This is a genomic window from Rhodococcus sp. B50 (genome assembly GCF_013602415.1).
Taxonomy (GTDB): domain Bacteria; phylum Actinomycetota; class Actinomycetes; order Mycobacteriales; family Mycobacteriaceae; genus Rhodococcus.
Genome location: NZ_WPAG02000002.1, coordinates 5,073,472 through 5,089,758, shown reverse-complemented (window position 1 = coordinate 5,089,758; position 16,287 = coordinate 5,073,472). Strand labels below are relative to the sequence as shown.

General features: G+C 68.4%; 15 protein-coding genes. 2 read left to right on the top strand and 13 right to left on the bottom strand.

Annotated features, from left to right (window positions below; all coding sequences use genetic code 11):
- Nucleotides 1–2 precede the first annotated feature (2 nt).
- The 4 genes from GON09_RS23705 to GON09_RS23690 form a co-directional block, all read right to left on the bottom strand.
- A complete protein-coding gene (locus GON09_RS23705) occupies nucleotides 3–665 on the bottom strand; it encodes a MerR family transcriptional regulator (protein ID WP_213934045.1) in 663 nt (220 codons plus the stop codon).
- A 77-nt stretch (nucleotides 666–742) separates the two neighbouring features.
- Nucleotides 743–1,696, bottom strand: coding sequence for a sugar phosphate isomerase/epimerase family protein (locus GON09_RS23700; RefSeq protein ID WP_213934044.1), 954 nt, complete (start codon nucleotides 1,694–1,696; stop codon nucleotides 743–745).
- A 4-nt stretch (nucleotides 1,697–1,700) separates the two neighbouring features.
- Nucleotides 1,701–2,903 carry a hypothetical protein gene (locus GON09_RS23695; RefSeq protein WP_213934043.1) on the bottom strand — a complete coding sequence of 401 codons (1,203 nt, stop codon included), beginning with the start codon at nucleotides 2,901–2,903 and terminating at the stop codon, nucleotides 1,701–1,703.
- Nucleotides 2,900–3,853, bottom strand: coding sequence for a Ppx/GppA phosphatase family protein (locus GON09_RS23690; protein WP_213934042.1), 954 nt, complete (start codon nucleotides 3,851–3,853; stop codon nucleotides 2,900–2,902). The genes GON09_RS23695 and GON09_RS23690 overlap by 4 nt, the downstream gene beginning before the upstream one ends.
- A 45-nt stretch (nucleotides 3,854–3,898) precedes the next feature.
- Here GON09_RS23690 and GON09_RS23685 point away from each other — a divergent pair, with 45 nt between their 5' ends.
- The gene (locus GON09_RS23685; protein ID WP_213934617.1) at nucleotides 3,899–4,717 is read left to right on the top strand and encodes a hypothetical protein; all 819 of its coding nucleotides are present in this window, start codon (nucleotides 3,899–3,901) and stop codon (nucleotides 4,715–4,717) included.
- Here the strand turns inward: GON09_RS23685 and GON09_RS23680 are convergent.
- The 3 genes from GON09_RS23680 to GON09_RS23670 form a co-directional block, all read right to left on the bottom strand.
- Nucleotides 4,699–5,388 (bottom strand): response regulator transcription factor, encoded by a 690-nt coding sequence (locus GON09_RS23680; RefSeq protein ID WP_213934041.1) that lies wholly within the window; start codon nucleotides 5,386–5,388, stop codon nucleotides 4,699–4,701. The two genes, GON09_RS23685 and GON09_RS23680, sit on opposite strands and share 19 nt — an antisense overlap.
- 61 nt (nucleotides 5,389–5,449) lie before the next feature.
- Nucleotides 5,450–6,622: a sensor histidine kinase gene (locus GON09_RS23675; RefSeq protein ID WP_213934040.1), complete on the bottom strand. Its 1,173-nt coding sequence runs from the start codon at nucleotides 6,620–6,622 to the stop codon at nucleotides 5,450–5,452.
- Between the two features lie 179 nt (nucleotides 6,623–6,801).
- Nucleotides 6,802–7,548 (bottom strand): phosphoglyceromutase, encoded by a 747-nt coding sequence (locus GON09_RS23670; protein WP_016933293.1) that lies wholly within the window; start codon nucleotides 7,546–7,548, stop codon nucleotides 6,802–6,804.
- 142 nt (nucleotides 7,549–7,690) lie between these two features.
- On the opposite strand from GON09_RS23670, the gene GON09_RS23665 reads away from it, so the two are divergent.
- Nucleotides 7,691–9,460 (top strand): hydroxysqualene dehydroxylase, encoded by a 1,770-nt coding sequence (locus tag GON09_RS23665; protein ID WP_213934039.1) that lies wholly within the window; start codon nucleotides 7,691–7,693, stop codon nucleotides 9,458–9,460.
- Between the two features lie 59 nt (nucleotides 9,461–9,519).
- Here GON09_RS23665 and GON09_RS23660 read toward each other — a convergent pair whose 3' ends face one another.
- The 6 genes from GON09_RS23660 to GON09_RS23635 all read right to left on the bottom strand — a co-directional run bounded on the left by GON09_RS23660 (nucleotide 9,520) and on the right by GON09_RS23635 (nucleotide 16,105).
- Nucleotides 9,520–11,106: a 4-coumarate--CoA ligase family protein gene (locus GON09_RS23660; protein WP_213934038.1), complete on the bottom strand. Its 1,587-nt coding sequence runs from the start codon at nucleotides 11,104–11,106 to the stop codon at nucleotides 9,520–9,522.
- Between the two features lie 246 nt (nucleotides 11,107–11,352).
- The gene (locus tag GON09_RS23655) at nucleotides 11,353–11,682 is read right to left on the bottom strand and encodes a transglycosylase family protein (RefSeq protein ID WP_213934037.1); all 330 of its coding nucleotides are present in this window, start codon (nucleotides 11,680–11,682) and stop codon (nucleotides 11,353–11,355) included.
- A gap of 442 nt (nucleotides 11,683–12,124) precedes the next feature.
- A complete protein-coding gene (locus GON09_RS23650; protein WP_213934035.1) occupies nucleotides 12,125–12,679 on the bottom strand; it encodes a YbjN domain-containing protein in 555 nt (184 codons plus the stop codon).
- On the bottom strand, nucleotides 12,676–14,010 hold the full coding sequence (mshA, locus tag GON09_RS23645) for a D-inositol-3-phosphate glycosyltransferase (RefSeq protein ID WP_213934034.1): 1,335 nt from the start codon (nucleotides 14,008–14,010) through the stop codon (nucleotides 12,676–12,678). The genes GON09_RS23650 and mshA overlap by 4 nt, the downstream gene beginning before the upstream one ends.
- Nucleotides 14,007–14,906, bottom strand: coding sequence for an alpha/beta fold hydrolase (locus GON09_RS23640; RefSeq protein WP_244865623.1), 900 nt, complete (start codon nucleotides 14,904–14,906; stop codon nucleotides 14,007–14,009). Before GON09_RS23640 ends, mshA begins: the two co-directional genes overlap by 4 nt.
- Before the next feature lie 5 nt (nucleotides 14,907–14,911).
- On the bottom strand, nucleotides 14,912–16,105 hold the full coding sequence (locus GON09_RS23635) for an MFS transporter (protein ID WP_213934031.1): 1,194 nt from the start codon (nucleotides 16,103–16,105) through the stop codon (nucleotides 14,912–14,914).
- Between the last annotated feature and the right edge of the window lie 182 nt (nucleotides 16,106–16,287).

The following is a 16,287-nucleotide window of genomic DNA, read 5'->3' as shown; positions in this document are numbered from 1 at the left end:
CACTACTGCTCCTGGTCTTCGTGCGGGGCCTGGTCGTCGCCGGTCGTGGGGAGATCGCCGGACCCGAACTTGCGGGCGGCGAGATGCTGGTGGGCCAGTCGGCGCATGGCGGTGAGCACCGGCTCGTACAGGGCGGTCCCGAGCACGGCCGCCTCCACGGTGGCCTCCCGGGAGTCCGTCGGCAGCAGCTCGAGATCGAGCTCGGCGATGGCGCGGACGTGACGGCCGTAGGCGTCGATCCGGCGATGTCCCATCCGCAGACCGGCAGCCTCGAGGGCTGCGAGCGCATGTTCGAGTTGCGCCACGGCCGCGAACCGCGGGTCGTAGATCTGGCCGAGGTGTTCGAGCAGCCGGCGCGCCCGTGGATAGTCGGGACCGGCCGAGTCCTCGACGTAGGGCGGCAGAGCGGCGATGGCGTGGCCGAGTTCGACGAACAGGTCGTCGCGGGGGTTGTCGACGAGATCCACGACGGTCTTGATCTTCTCGAGGGGCAGGCCCTGGGCGGCGAGGGCCCGGACGAGACCGAGGCGGCGGACGTGTCGGTCGTCGTAGGTCGCCGAGGTGGCGCTCGTCGCCACTCCGGGCATGAGCAGCCCTTCCCGCAGGTAGTACTTCACCGTCGGCAGCGGCACGCCGCAGTGCTCGGCGAGTTCCGAGATACGCACAGATCACCTCCTGCCCTCGACACCGGATACTACAACTATCCAGTCAGGTGACTTCTGGCGAGGAGGGTGTGCTGATCTCAGGCGTCGCCGTGCTCGCCGCCGGAATCGCTGCCCTCCGTGACGGGGATGCGCGCGATGTCCGTGTGCCGGGGACTCTCGGGTCCGGCCGTGATCGCGTGCGTCGCCGAACGATCCAGATGCGTGCGCGCGAAGGCCAGCGACCGTGCAAGCATCCCGGCACGCTCCACGCGTGTGCGCGCACTCTGGGTGCTGATCTCGAGCACGGCGTGACCGCCGAAGTCGCTCGCCGCAAGTCGGCGGCAGACCTCCGCACACGGCTGCGTGCCCGTTCCCGGGACGAGATGCTCGTCGAGCGAGGACCCCCTGCCGTCGGCGAGGTGGAGGTGGGCCAGCCCCTCCCCCATCCGATCCGCCAGCGCGAGAGCGTCCGCACCCGCCGTCGCGGTGTGCGACAGGTCGAGCGTGTAGTGCTCGAAGCCGATGTCGGTGGGGTCGAGCGACGGGCTGTAGGCCGAGACCGCGCGGCCGGGACCCCGCCTGCGCAGACGTTCGGCGCCGCGATCGCGACCCCCGAAGACGACGTCGGCCCTCATCGGGTACATGTTCTCGACCGCGACCACCACGTGACTGTCGGCCTCGAGCGCCGCGACCTGATCGGAGAAGCCCTCCGCATAGCGGCGCTGCCACCGGAAGGGCGGATGGACCACCACGGTCTCCGCACCGAGGATCTCGGCGACACGCACCGAACGGTCGAGCTTGGCGGCGGGATCTGCTCCCCACACGCGCTGTGAGATCAACAGGCACGGCACGTGCACAGCGAGCACCGGCACCCCGTACTCGCGGACCAGACGCTCCACGGAGGTGGGGTCCTGACTCACCGGTTCCGCCCACACCATCAACTCGACCCCGTCGAAGCCGAGGTCGGCCGCGAACCGGAATGCCGCTTCGGTGTTCTCCGGGTAGACCGAAGCGGTGGACAGCCCTACTCGGATTCCTTGCGCGGTCGGCATCGAATCACCCGTCGGGAAGCAGGAACAGGAGCGGCCCGAAGGACACGAAGGCTCCCACAGCGAGTGCGATGAGCTGGCTCGTGATGTCGTCGGTGCGCCGCAGGACGCGCACGAGCGCGACCAGGCCGACGATCACCAGCAGGGCGAGCGCGAAGGCGACCCAGGGCATGAGATCCCACAACCGCTCGAAACCCTTGAACAGCAACCCACCCGCGACGATCGCCGCGACACTCTCGCCGATCAGCAACGCCCACTGCTTGAGGCTGCTGCCCTGTTCCGCGTCGCCGGAACTCTTCCGTGCCGAGTCGTCGGTCGCGGCGGCCGACGATCCCTTTCCTCGGGACTTCCGCGAACGCGTCGCCGACGGTGCTTTCTCCGCAGGCGCATCGGAGGTCTCGGCCGCAGCACCGATGGTGTCGGTCGAGTCGTCGGGGTCGGAACCGGTGCCCTGCAGGTCGCTCGCAGGACCGGACAACAGTCGCGGTTCGGCGACATCGACCCTGCGCGCCGACACCGCCGGCGCGCTCGCCTTTTCGGACTTCTTGTCGGTGACCGCCGCTCCCTCACCGGGCGGCGAACCCGTTACGGCAACCGCGCCGAGATGTGCCCGCGCGCGGCGCGGAAGCGCCTCGGGACGGATGACCTCGGTCGGCGACTCGATCTTCGGCGGAGCCGACACGGACGCCTTCGATGCGGGCGCATTCGACTCGGGGGAAGCCGGCGTCTCGGCCGGAAGCGTCTTCGCAGCAGCCTTCACCGGAGGCGTCGTCGAACCGGTCTTCGCGGGAGCCGTCTTCGATTCGACAGCGCCCCGCGGCGTCACGGTGGTCTTCTCGACATCGGACAGCGCGAAGGTCGCCGTCTTCGGTGTCGCAGGCTTCGGCGTCTCGTCCTTGCGGGGCGCCGGGGTGGCCGTCCGGGCCGCCGGTGTCGCCGGTTCGCGGGACTCCGTCTCGGCAGCCGCGGTGGGAGCAACCGAATCCGTCTGCTCGGCAGCATTTTCGGCGTCCGCCGAGGCGCGCTGCGCAGTCTTGTCGTCGGCTGCACGGGTGATCGGGATCTCGCCCGTCAGTTCGGCGACCGAGATGCCGCCGCTCGCGCCTCGTCGGCGTCGCCCCCCCGCCCGCGTTCCCACCTTCTGGCCGTTACGCGCCAACAGCTCGGCCACGGAGATCTGCCCCGTGTCGTTGCTGCGATTCTCGCTCATCCGGTTGCCACCACCAGTTCGCCACCCATATCTGTATCGAGCTTCCGAAGAATCAGGCCTTCGCGCAACGCCCACGGGCAGATCTGCAGCGTCTCGACTCCGAGGGCACGCATACTCGCCTCGGCGACGAGGGCGCCGGCGACGAGCTGCTCGGATCGGTCGGAACTGACCCCTTCGAGTTCTGCGCGGTCGGCCGTGGTCATCCGCGAGATGAAGGCGATGAGCTGACGCAGTCCGCTCGCCGTCAGGGTCCGTTGTACCCGCATGCCCGCCGACGAGGGCGCGGCGCCCGTCAGTCGGGCCAGGGTCCGGAAGGTCTTGGAGGTGCCCACGCACAGATCCGGCTCGCCCGCGCCGCTGAGAATCTTTGCCGGTTCGGCGAGTTCCGCATCGAGCCAGTCGCGCAGCGCTGCGATGCGGCGCTTTCCGGGTGGGTCCTCGAGGAACCAGTCGCGGGTGAGCCGGCCCGCACCCAACTGGAGGGAGTACGCGATCTCGGGATCCTCGTCACCCCCGAAGGTGAGTTCGAGAGAACCCCCGCCGATGTCGAGATCGAGGATCTTCCCGGCGCTCCAGCCGTACCAACGGCGCACCGCCAGGAAGGTCAGCCGCGCTTCGTCCTCACCGGACAGCACGTCCAAGGACACCCCGGCCTCCCGGCGCACTCGGGCGAGGACCTCGTCGGAGTTCCCGGCATCGCGCACCGCGGACGTCGCGAACGCCATGAGTTCTCCGCATCCCGACGTGCGGGCGATGCTGGCGAACTCGGCGGTGGTCTCGACGAGCCGGTCGGCACCACGCGGTGTGATGTCTCCGTTGTCGTCCATGTTCTCGGACAGCCGCAGGGTGGCCTTCGTCGAACTCATCGGCGTGGGGTGCCCACCACGATGGGCGTCCACCACCAACAGGTGAACGGTGTTGCTTCCGACGTCGAGTACCCCTAAGCGCACATCAATACGGTACTGGGTCTACCGTCGGGAACTGTGACAGCAGGTATGTCCCATGCCCCACACAAACTCGACCCGGCCCCCGAAGTCCCTCTCGACTTCCCTCGGGAATGGGTGGAGTTCATCGACCCCGACAACGACGAACACGTCATCGCCGCAGACATGACATGGCTGCTCTCGCGGTGGACCTGCGTGTTCGGCACTCCGGCGTGCCAAGGCATCATCGCCGACCGGCCCGACGACGGGTGCTGCTCGCACGGCGCATTCCTGTCCGACGACGACGACCGCACGAAGCTGGCGAAGGCAGTGAAACACCTCACGCCGGCCGATTGGCAGTTCATGGACAAGGGGCTCGGCAAGAAGGGTTATCTCGAAGAGGACGAGATCGACGACGAGCCCGCCCTGCGCACCCGCCGCTACAAGGGCGCGTGCATCTTCCTCAACCGTCCCGGATTCGAGGGCGGGCAGGGATGCGCCCTCCACACCATGGCGTTGCGACGCGGCATCGAACCGCTCGAGATGAAGCCCGACGTGTGCTGGCAGCTCCCGATCCGGCGCACCCAGGACTGGATCGAACGGCCCGACGGCACCGAGGTGCTGCGCACCGTCATCACCGAGTACGACCGGCGCGGCTGGGGCGAGGGCGGTCACGACCTCGACTGGTACTGCTCCGGCTCACCCGACGCACACGTCGGCGAGCGCCCGGTCTGGCAGTCGTACGCCCCCGAACTCACCGAACTCCTCGGTGCGGCGGCCTACGACGAGCTCGCGCGCCTGTGCCGGCGACGTCAGGGACTCGGTCTCATCGCGATCCATCCCGCGACGTCGGCAGCACAGGCAACGGACGCTCAGGCCTCGAACTTGTAACCGAGGCCGCGCACCGTCACGAGGTGGCGCGGCTTGGCCGGGTCCTGCTCGATCTTCGAGCGCAGTCGCTTGACGTGGACGTCGAGGGTCTTGGTGTCGCCGACGTAGTCGGCACCCCAGACCCGGTCGATGAGCTGACCTCGGGTGAGCACCCGTCCCGAATTCCGCAGGAGATATTCGAGCAGGTCGAATTCCTTGAGCGGCAGGGCGATCGGTTCGCCGTTGACGTGTACTACGTGACGGTCGACGTCCATCCGCACCGGGCCGGCCTCGAGCAGTCCGTCGGCCGGCGTGGTCTCGCTCTCGGTGTCCGCCCCGCGTCGCAGGACCGCCCGGATCCGTGCGATGAGTTCGCGGGCCGAGTACGGCTTGGTGACGTAGTCGTCGGCACCGAGTTCGAGCCCGACGACCTTGTCGATCTCGCTGTCGCGGGCCGTGACCATGATGACCGGGACACCCGAGCGGGTCCGCAGTTGCTTGCACACGTCGGTGCCGCTCATTCCGGGGAGCATCAGATCGAGCAGGACGATGTCGGCGCCCTGTCGGTCGAACTCGGCGAGGGCCGACGGACCGTCGCCGGCGATCGTCGTCTCGAACCCTTCCTTCCGCAGCAGGAAGGCGAGCGGATCCGCCAACGATTCCTCGTCCTCGACGATCAGCACACGCGTCACGAGCTGGTCCTCCGTTTGTTTCTCGATATCCGTCCGCCCGGGAACCCGGGTGGGGTCTGTGTCACGATCCGACCGCCTTCTCGGTGCATGCGACGGTCTCGTCGTCGCTGTCCTCGACATGGGCCGGAACGAGCAGGGTGAAGGTGGAGCCGGTGCCCGGCTTGCTCCACAGGGTGATCTCGCCGTGGTGGTTCGCGGCCACGTGCTTGACGATGGCCAGCCCGAGGCCGGTGCCCCCGGTGGCCCGCGACCGGGCCTTGTCGACGCGGAAGAAACGCTCGAAGACCCGTTCCTGGTCTTCCTTCGCGATACCGATCCCCCGGTCGGTGACGGCCATCGCGACCTTGCCGTCGCGCAGCGACCTGCTGATCGACACCGGTGAACCCGCCGGCGAGTAGGCGATGGCGTTCTCGATGAGATTGGTGAGGGCGCTGACGAGCAGCGCCCGGTCGCCGAGCACCTCGTACCCGCTCGGCCGGTCGGTGCTGACGGTGATGGAGGCGTTCTCGGCGGTCAGGTGTGTCCGTTCGAGGGCTTCCTCGACCACGGTGTCGACGTCGACGACTTCGAGGTCGGGCAGTTTCTCGGCGCCCTGGAGCCTGGACAGGGCGATCAGCTCGGTCACCATGTTGCCGAGGCGGGTCGCCTCGCGTTGCACCCGCTCGCCGAAGTGCCGGACGGTGTCGGGATCGTCGACCGATTCGAGCAGCGCCTCCGCGAGCAGCGCCATCGCCCCGACCGGCGTCTTGAGTTCGTGGCTGATGTTGGCGACGAAATCGCGGCGAGTGGCCTCCATCCGGACCTGCTCGGAGTCGTCGAAGGCGTAGAGCACGACGAAGCGCGGGTCGCGGTCGAGAAGCGGCCGCACCGTGCACCGCACGGCGAGGCGGTCCCGTCCGAGCGACGATTTCGTGCCGAGGTCGAGCTCGAGAGGCTTGCGGCTCTCCAGAACCTGGGTGGCCGCGATCCAGGCACGATCGTCGATGAGACGGTTACGCACGAGTCCGAGCTCTTCGGCCCTCGGATTGAACAGGACGACGTCGTGGAACTTGTCGACCACGGCGATCCCGGTCGACGACCCGTGGACGACCGCGTCGAGCACGTCGAACATCGTGAGGTCGGCTTCGTCGCTCTCGTGCGCCCGGCGCTGCGCCAGCCTCCCGACAGCGACGGTGACGATCCCGCCGAGGACCGCCGCGACCACGGCCAGCAAGACGGCCTGCGTAACACTCACACTTCGAATCGTAATGACACCGGTACCTCACCGGATACCGGGTCGTCGGCATTTCCCGCACGTCACACCGCATTTTTCGGTTGTTCGAGCGTTGTTCACCGATTGTTCGCCCAGCACGGACGAAAACCGACCCCGCCGCCTGTCGGCGACGGGGTCGGGTGTCACTCCTGCCGGAACCGTTACTTGGCGCCCTGGTTCGCGACCGCTGCCGCTCCGGCCGCCGCGGCCTCGGGATCGAGGTACGTTCCGCCCGGGTTCAGCGGGCGCAGGTTCTCGTCGAGGTCGTAGCGCAGCGGGATGCCCGTCGGAATGTTCAGGCCCGCGATGTCGTCGTCGGAGATCCCGTCGAGGTGCTTGACGAGTGCGCGCAACGAGTTGCCGTGCGCGGTGACGAGCACGGTCTTGCCCGCGAGCAGGTCCTGGGAGATCGTCGACTCCCAGTACGGGATCAAACGGGTGACGACGTCCTTCAGGCACTCCGTGAGGGGAACCTCGTCGACGTCGGCGTAGCGCGGGTCGGCGTCCTGGCTGTACTTCGAACCCGGCTCGATCGGCGGCGGCGGGGTGTCGTAGCTGCGACGCCACAGCATGAACTGCTCCTCGCCGAACTCGTCCTTGATCTCGGACTTGTTCTTGCCCTGGAGCGCACCGTAGTGGCGCTCGTTGAGACGCCAATCGCGGATGACGGGGATCCAGTGCCGGTCGGCGGCGTCGAGCGCGAAGTTGGCGGTGCTGATCGCGCGGCGCAGCAAGGAGGTGTAGGAGACGTCGGGAAGCACGTTGTGCTCGGCGAGGAGGGCACCGGCCCGCTTGCCCTCGGCGATCCCCTTGTCGGTCAGATGCACGTCCACCCAGCCGGTGAACAGGTTCATCGCATTCCATTCGCTCTCGCCGTGGCGGAGCAGAACAAGTGTTCCGATACTCATGGCCCAATCCTGACACGCGCGGATGGCGATTTCGCCACGGGCGCCCCCGATCGTCGGCTATATCTGACAACGCGCGTTGCCAGGAAGGCAGGGTTCGCAGCGCGCGCCGCGGTCCACGGTCATCGAAAAACACGGGGGTCCAATGTCCGACGCACGCATGTCCCGCCGCACCGTACTCACTGCCCTCGGGGCGCTCGGTGCTGCCGCCGCCCTTCCATCCACGGTCGCCGCGCAACCGGCCCGCCGCGCACCGGCGGTGCACTCCGGCGGGCGGCGGGTCGCGATCCTCGGCGGCGGGATGGCCGGACTGGCCGCCGCACACGAGCTGATCGAGCGCGGCTTCGACGTCACCGTCTTCGAGCCCACGGCGCTCGGCGGCAAGGCGCGCAGCATTCCCTCCCCCGGCACCGCGGCGGGTGGCCGCCTCGACCTGCCCGGGGAGCACGGCTTCCGGTTCTTCCCGGGCTTCTACCAACACATCCCCGACACGATGCGCCGAATCCCCTTCCCCGGAAACCCGAACGGCGTGTTCGACAATCTCGTTGCGGGACACGGCTTCCGGATGGCGATTCCGGGCGCCCCCGATCTCACCGCCCCGGCTTCCATCGCGCCGCTGCGATTCGACATCTACGATCCGCTGAGCCTGCAGGAGAGCCTGACCGCCGCGTTCTCACTCGGCGGTGCGATACCTCCGCAGGAGCTCGCCGTCTTCATGCGCAAGCTCGTCATGTTCCTCACCAGCAGCATGGAACGCCGCACCGGCCAGTGGGAGTACGAGACCTGGGCGCAGACCCTCGAGGCCGACGGCAAGTCGCAGGGCTACCGCGACATCCTCGTCTCCGCACTGACGCGGCAACTCGTCGCGGCACGGCCGCAGACGGTCTCGACCCGCACCATCGGCGTCATGGGTCAGGCGTTCGTGTGGAACGCCATGGGCACCGTGCCGCAGTACGGCCACCTCGACCGCCTGCTGTCGGCACCGACGAACGAGGCGTGGATCGATCCGTGGGCGCAACTCCTGCGCGGCCTCGGAGTGAAGTTCGAGATGGGCTGGGCCGCAGAGGCTCTGGAGTTCTCCGGCGGACGGATCACCGGAGCCCGGGTGGTCGACGGAGCCGGCAACCGGGCGCGGGCCGAGGCAGATTGGTTCGTCACGGCGATGCCGGTCGAACGCGCCGTGTCGTTGTGGTCACCCGAGATCCTCTCGGCCGATCCCCGCCTCGAGGGGATGAACGCCCTGGTCACCGATTGGATGGTGGGCATCCAGTACTTCCTGCGCCGGCCCACCCCGATCACGCCGGGTCACGTCGCCTATCTCGGTTCGCCGTGGGCACTCACGTCGATCAGTCAGGCACAGTTCTGGCGCGGCGACTTCGCGCAACGGTACGGCGACGGCTCGGCGCACGACTGCCTGTCGGTGGACATCTCCGACTGGGACACCCCCGGCATCCTCTACGGCAAGACCGCCAAGCAGTGCACACCGGAGGAGATCGCCCGCGAGGTGTGGGCGCAGATGGCGGCCTGCCTCGAGGACGGCACGGGTGCGATCGACGAGAACGACATCGTCTCGTGGTTCCTCGACCCCGGCGTCGAGTGGGGACCGGGTGGCGCCACCAACGACACCCCGCTGCTCATCAACACCGCGGGGTCGCTCGCGAACCGGCCCGAGCCGCACACCGCGATCCCGAACCTGTTCCTCGCGGGCGACTACGTGCGCAACGACATCGACCTCGCCACGATGGAGGGCGCGAACGAATCGGCACGGGCGGCGGTGGGTGCACTGCTGCAGACAGCCGGATCCCCCGCCGAACCTCCGGCGCTGTACACGCTGCACGAGCCACCCGAACTGGAACCGTTGCGGCGCATCGACGCCGACCGCTATCGGGCAGGCCTGCCGCACATGCTGGCCTGACGACACGGACAGGGGCGTGGTTCCGATGCCGCGGCACCCGGAACCACGCCCCGCGGGTGTCAGGCGTTCAGGGCACGCAGATCCTTGCGAAGGATCTTGCCCGCAGAGGATTTCGGTACCACGTCGATGAACTCCACCTGCCGGACCTTCTTGTGCGGCGCGACCCGCCCGGCCACGAAGTCGATGACCTCGTCCTCGGTGATCGTCGAATCCTGCTGCCGGACGACGAAGGCCTTCGGGACCTCCTCGCCCTCGTCGTCGCGGACCCCGATCACCGCGGCATCCGCGATCTGCGGATGCGTGAGCAACAGGGCTTCGAGTTCGGCAGGCGGAACCTGGTAACCCTTGTACTTGATGAGTTCCTTGAGCCTGTCGACGATCCGGACGGCACCCTTCGAGTCGACGGTGGCGATGTCTCCGGTATGGAGGAAGCCGTCCTCGTCGAGGGTGTCGGACGTGGCCTCGGGGTTGCCGAGATAGCCGACCATGACGTTCGGCCCCTTGCACCACAATTCGCCGGGCGCCGAGACACCTTCACCGGTGGGGTACTCGACCTCCTCGCCCGTCGCAGGATCGACGATCTTGCATTCCATGTTCGCGATCGTCGGGCCGACCGAATCGAGTTCGGTTTCGTTGTCGTCGAAGGGGATTGCGTGCGACACGGGCGACATCTCGGACATGCCGTATCCCTGCCGGACGTTGCAGCCGAGGCGCTCGGCGACGGCCCCGGCGAGTTCCTTGTCGAGCGGTGCGGCACCGGAGAACACCGTGTGCACACTCGACAGGTCGTACTGGTCGACGAGAGGGTGCTTGGCGAGCGCGACCGCGACGGGCGGCGCGATGAACACGTACGTGCACTTGTGTTCCGAGATGTAGGTGAGGAAGTCGACGAGATCGAACTTCGGCATCGTCACCAGCGCAGCACGGTTACGGAGGGCGGCGTTCAGCAGCACCGTCATCCCGTAGATGTGGAAGAACGGCAGCAGTGCGAGCACGCGATCGTCGACACCGATCCCCATGCGCGGGTTGATCTGGGAGACGTTGGCCACGAGGTTGCGGTGCGTGAGCATCACGCCCTTGGGCCGGCCGGTCGTGCCCGAGGAGTACGGCAACACGGCGAGATGGGTCGCCGGATCGAACTCGACGGTGGGAGCCGGTGCACCCTCGGTGAGCAGGTCGCGCAGGGAGGGATGACCCTCGGCGCCGTCGAGCACGAAGAGCAACTCGTCGGGGATGCCGGCAGCCGCGGCGGCCTCCTTCGCCTGCGGCAGGAACGGGGAGACCGTGAACAGCGCGGCCGCCCCCGAGTCGTCGAGCTGCTTCGAGATCTCACCGGCCGTGTAGAGGGCATTGATCGTGGTCGCGGTGGCGCCGGACCGCAGGATGCCGTGGAAGACCGAGGCGAAGGCCGGCACGTTCGGCGCGAGCAGTCCGACCACCTTCCCCACCCCGATGCCCCTGGCGGCCAGCGCTCCGGCCACGGCGTCGATGTGGGCCACGAGCGTGCGGTAGTCCGTCACGGCGCCGGACGCACCGTCGATCAACGCGGGTCGCGCGAGGTCGGACTCGTCGAGCGAACCGAACAGGAAGTCGTAGACACTCGATGCCGGGATGTCGACGTCGGGAAAGGGACTGCGGAAACTCATTACTCATCCTCCGAGCATTCTGCTGGCACGCCGTGCCGACTTTCGGTCGAGTCCACACTACCGCAGCGGTTGTGAAGCCCGTCACACACGCTGTGTGAGGATCGGAGGATACAGTTCCCGGCGCGATTCGCCTGCCGGAGAGCACGAACCCCGCGTGCGACGGATCGCACGCGGGGTTCGGAAGCTGCTCGAGCTGCGCTCACGATTCTGCGTGAGCTGCGCTCGTCACGCCCGAGGGCGCTGCGCTCAGAGGTACTGACCGCACACCGGCCATGCACCGGCACCCTGTCCGGCGAGCACGTTCTCGGCGACGCGGATCTGCTCCTCGCGCGAGGCGTTGTGAGCGTAGCCGGAGCCGCCGTAGCCCTCCCAGGTGCTCTGCGAGAACTGCAGCCCACCGTAATAGCCGTTGCCGGTGTTGATCGCCCAGTTTCCGCCGCTCTCGCACTGTGCGACGGCATCCCAGTTACCGGATGCGGCGTTGGCGGTACCCGCACCCAGGGCGAACGGGGTCGCGACGAGTGCAGTGGAGGCAGCGAGGGTGCCCAGGGCGCGCTTGATCGTGAACTTTGCCATGTGGATGAATCCTTTCCGGCTGCTTGCGAGGCCCCCGACGCATGGGTCCGCCACAGGAGGCTGGACGGTCGGTGCCGGCAACACGGTGCGGTGCTGACGCACGCCCGGTTGCTCTCTCGCTCCACCCCTCGGCAGGTTGTGGATCCGACAATCCCGCGGGGGTGGAACGAGCGGCTGCGGGGCCGGTGTGTAACGCCCGTCGGTATCGGGCCTACATCGAACGTACGGGTTCATCACGGCTGGGTCACGGGTCGATTTTCCGGTACGGCCGTCCGAGAATCCCGAGTCGCGTTCGGAAAAACCGCAGGTCGCTTCACGGGAACGCACCGTTTCCCGGGCATTCCCACACCACATGGATTGTGGTGATGGTCACATGATGCGCCCGTGCAGACCTCTCGAACCGGGCATGTTCACGGCGCGATAACGACGCCCGGGATGGATGTCACCCGTTCGCTTCGCGCCGATCCTCGGATTCGTCGTCGTCCACATCGGGGTCGAACGGCGTACCGGTCTCCTCCTCGATGAGGTGACGGAACGGCTCGAGATTGCGCAGCGGCTCGCCGCGCGAGACTCGCCATTCCCATTCACGCTTGATCGACGTGATGAACCCGATACCGAGAATGATGTTGAAGTCGTGGTCGGCCGCCTCGAGGACCTGCCCGAGGACCGCGTCGATCTCCTCGGGGGTCACGGCGTGTGCGGCGATGCGTCCCACCAGATAGATGTCGCCGACCTTGTCGAGCGTGTAGGCCACGCCGTAGAGGCGCCGGTTGCGGCGCAGCAGATAGCGGTACACCGAGTCGAAGTTCTCGTCCGGCTTGCGGCACACGAATGCCTCGACCCGCACACCGTGTTGTCCGACGCTGAGCAAAGTGGTCGTCGCGAGCTTCTTCTCGCCCGGAAGCTCGACGACGAAGTGCCCACCCTCCTTGACGGAGAACTCGAGTTCGCGATCACGCAGCGTCGATTCGATCAGTTCGATGAGCCGGTCGGTCATGCGGTGACTCCCCTCGTCCGTCGCAACTTCCACACTCCGCGCTGCCGCCGCAGCGAATGCTCGCCGGTACCGAAGGCCCGGTTGCGTCGCATCCCGGCCCGTCGATAGCTGTCGAGCAGTCCTTCTGCGGTGTGTTCCCACGAGAAGGACTCCGCATGCACGGGCGCGGTCGCCGCGAATCGTGCGAGACGATCGGGATCGCCCACCAGCGAACGCAGCGCGCTCGCCCAGTCGTCGATGCGGTGCCCGTCGACGAGCATGCCGGTCTCCCCGTCGCGCACCGCGACGCCGAGACCACCGACGTTCGCGGCCAGCACCGGCGTGCCGCATGCCTGCGCTTCGATCGCGACGAGACCGAAGGACTCCGAATAGCTCGGCACCGCAACGAGATCGGCGACCCGGTACACCTGGACGAGACGGTCCGGCGGTTGCGGCGGGAGGAAGGTGACCCGCGACGCGATGCCCAGCGCGGATGCGAGTTCGATGAGCGCGTCGGGTCGTTCGAGGCCGGTGCCGGACGGGCCTCCCACGACCAGCACCCGCAGCGGCATGCCGGGGTCGTCGGCGAGTGCTCGCGCGGCGGCCTCGAGCAACACGTCGGGAGCCTTGAGCGGCTGGATCCGGCCCACGAACGCCACGACGGTCTCGCGTGGGTCGAGTCCGAGTTCGGCGCGAGCGGCCATGCGGTCGCCGGGCCGGTAGCGATTGAGGTCGGCGCCCGGAGCGACGACGTCGATCTTCGCGGGATCGGCCCCGTAGATGCGTTCGAGCTGGCCCGCCTCGTCTGCGGTGTTGGCCACCAGACGATCGGATTCCGCGACGACCTGTTGCTCCCCGATCTGCCGGGCTGGGGGTTCGGGGGTGTCGCCCGCGGCGAGCGACGCGTTCTTCACCGCAGCGAGGGTGTGGGCGGTGTGCACGAGCGGCACACCCCAGCGGTCGCGCGCGAGCCAGCCGACCTGCCCGGACAACCAGTAGTGCGAGTGCACGAGGTCGTAGTAGCCCTGCGGGTGCCGCGCTTCCTCACGCAGCACGCCGGCAGCGAAGGCACACAGCTGCGTCGGCAGGTCGTGTTTGTCGAGCCCTTCGAACGGGCCGGCCTCGATGTTGCGGACGAGCACCCCGGGCGCGGCCTGTTGCACGGCAGGGTCTGCCGACGAGGTCGCGCGGGTGAATATCTCGACTTCCACCCCGCGACGCGCGAGCTCGACGGCGGTCTGCAGGACGTACACGTTCATCCCGCCTGCGTCCCCGGTTCCGGGCTGCGCCAACGGCGAGGTGTGGACCGAGATCACGGCCACGCGGTGCGGGCGGCTGGGCTGGGACGTCACCCCTCCATACTGCCCTGCTGCCGATCTTCCCGTGTCGCCGCCTCCGCGCTCGCCGCGCGAGCGAACTCGCCGACCTCGGCCACGAACCGGTCGGGATCCTCGACGAACGGACCGTGGTCGACGCCCGCCCAGATCGACGTCGTGGCGTGCCGCAACAGCGACACCGCATGGTGCGCGGCGGAGACGTCGACGACCGAGTCGGCGTCGCCGTGCAGCACGAGAACCGGGACGTCCAGGCCTGCGAGCAGGTCGTCGTTGCCCACCGCGCGGTCGAACAGCGCCGCACGCACCCGCGGCGGGGTGGCCAGGCTCGCACCGAACAGCGCCTGCGACACCGCGCCCTTGCCCTCGAGGAGACCATTGCCCTCGACGGGGCCGGTGAGCGCGTTGCCGAACGAGCCGAGTGCGCGCACCGCCTCCTTGGGGTCCTCCGACATCGCAGCCGGGATCGCGGCACGCATCGAGGCACCGACGCGTCCGCCCTTCTCGCCTCGGCCGATGCTCGTGATGGCACCCACGAGAACCAGCCCTGCGACGGCTGCCTCGCCGTGCTCGGCGAGATAGTCGCAGATCACCAGGCCGCCGTACGACCAGCCGAGCAGCACCGCCGGGTTCGCCTCGGAGACGTTCTCGGCGGCGAGGACGGCGGCGAGATCACCGGCCCAGAGGGCGCGATCCGCATATCCGGTCTCGGAAGCCTGCGAGTAGCCGTGTCCGCGCAGGTCGACGGCGACCACCCGGAAGTCCCGGGCGAGCGCGTCCAGGACTCCGTCGCCCCAGCAGCGTGACGACTGCGCCCAGCCGTGGATGAGCACGAGGACCGGTGCCGTGTCGGAGCCGAATACGCGATACACGAGGGAGGTGCCGTCGATGCCGGCCACTTCACGAACTGCCATGCGCGTCACTCTAACCGTGCCCGGATGTGGATCCCGCCCGCGCACGTGACCGCGAGGATGCCCGCGGCGACCGCCACGAGATATCCGGTGCCGGCGTCGGTCCGGTCGATGACCTGACCCACCAGCGCAGAACCCGCGGCGACACCGACGCCGAGCCCCGCGACCGTCCACGTGATGCTCTCGGTGAGTCGTTCGGGCGGCACGATCTGCTGGGTCAGCGACGTCGCGACGATCATGATGGGCGAGATCGCGCATCCGGCAACGAGGTACAGCACGGTCAGCACCGACACCGAGCCGGCGAGCAGCAGCGGGCACAGCAGGACCGCGAGAATGCCGGTGGCGACGAACAACTGGAGGGTCGGGGTACTCGAGCCCGCCCGAGTACCGAAGATCAGGCCGCTCACCGCCGAACCCGTCGCGAACAACGCGAGCGTCAGGGTGGCTGATCCCGGGGCGCCCTGTTCCGCGGTGAACGCGACGGCCGCGACATCGATCACCCCGAAGATCACACCCATCGCGACCATCACGACGACGATCGACAGGAGGACGGGCATGCGCAGGATGTTCGTTCTCGCACGACCCTCGGCGTGCGGTTGCACGGGTGGCTCGGTGCCGCGCTGGGCCGCGAGGGCCACGGTGCCGACGAGCAGCAGTACCGCGCCGAGCAGGGGGCCGGCCTCGGGGAAGACCGCCACGCTCAGACCCACCGACAGCACCGGGCCGACGATGAAGCACACCTCGTCGACCACTGCTTCGAGCGCGAAGGCGGTGCGGAGCCGCGGGGTACCGCCGTAGAGCTGTGTCCACCGGGCCCGCACCATCGCACCGATCGTGGGCATGAGTCCTGCCGGGATACCGCAGACGAACAACCACATCGTGGGCACGTCGAGACGGACGCCCGCAAGCATCGCGAGGGTGGAGACCGCACTGACGACGGCGGCCGCGGGCAGGATTCGGCGCTGGCCGTACCGATCGACCGCGCGGGAGACGAGCGGGGTGAGTACGGCGTACGACAGGGCGAACACCGCGGACAATGCGCCACCTACCGCGTAGTTGCCCTCGAGTTGCGAGAACATCGTGACGATGCCGATCCCGACCATCGCGATCGGCAGACGCGCCACGAATCCCGCCAGGCAGAACGCGGCTGCGCCCGGCGCTGCGAACAACTCGCGGTACGAGCCGCTCTTCTCTCCTGTCACGTGCTTCTCGCGTTCTCTTCGATCCGATCCGGTCCGGTCAACGTTATGGCCGACCGACCGCGCCGGGCGCAGGTACCTCCCCTCCTCCGGTCGTCGATGCCCGAATCCGCACGCTCCGTGACGGGAGCGGCCATTCTGGGTACATCCGGACAACGGACAGGACGGATCGACGGAACGGAGCG

Excerpts from the sequence above, each read along its gene's own strand:
- GON09_RS23650 (WP_213934035.1), bottom strand. The coding sequence starts at position 12,679 with ATGACCGACCGGCTCATCGAACTGATCGAATCGACGCTGCGTGATCGC.
- GON09_RS23660 (WP_213934038.1), bottom strand. The coding sequence starts at position 11,106 with ATGAGTTTCCGCAGTCCCTTTCCCGACGTCGACATCCCGGCATCGAGT.
- GON09_RS23640 (WP_244865623.1), bottom strand. The coding sequence starts at position 14,906 with ATGGCAGTTCGTGAAGTGGCCGGCATCGACGGCACCTCCCTCGTGTAT.
- GON09_RS23700 (WP_213934044.1), bottom strand. The coding sequence starts at position 1,696 with ATGCCGACCGCGCAAGGAATCCGAGTAGGGCTGTCCACCGCTTCGGTC.
- GON09_RS23695 (WP_213934043.1), bottom strand. The coding sequence starts at position 2,903 with ATGAGCGAGAATCGCAGCAACGACACGGGGCAGATCTCCGTGGCCGAG.
- GON09_RS23665 (WP_213934039.1), top strand. The coding sequence starts at position 7,691 with ATGTCCGACGCACGCATGTCCCGCCGCACCGTACTCACTGCCCTCGGG.
- GON09_RS23670 (WP_016933293.1), bottom strand. The coding sequence starts at position 7,548 with ATGAGTATCGGAACACTTGTTCTGCTCCGCCACGGCGAGAGCGAATGG.
- GON09_RS23655 (WP_213934037.1), bottom strand. The coding sequence starts at position 11,682 with ATGGCAAAGTTCACGATCAAGCGCGCCCTGGGCACCCTCGCTGCCTCC.
- GON09_RS23685 (WP_213934617.1), top strand. The coding sequence starts at position 3,899 with ATGTCCCATGCCCCACACAAACTCGACCCGGCCCCCGAAGTCCCTCTC.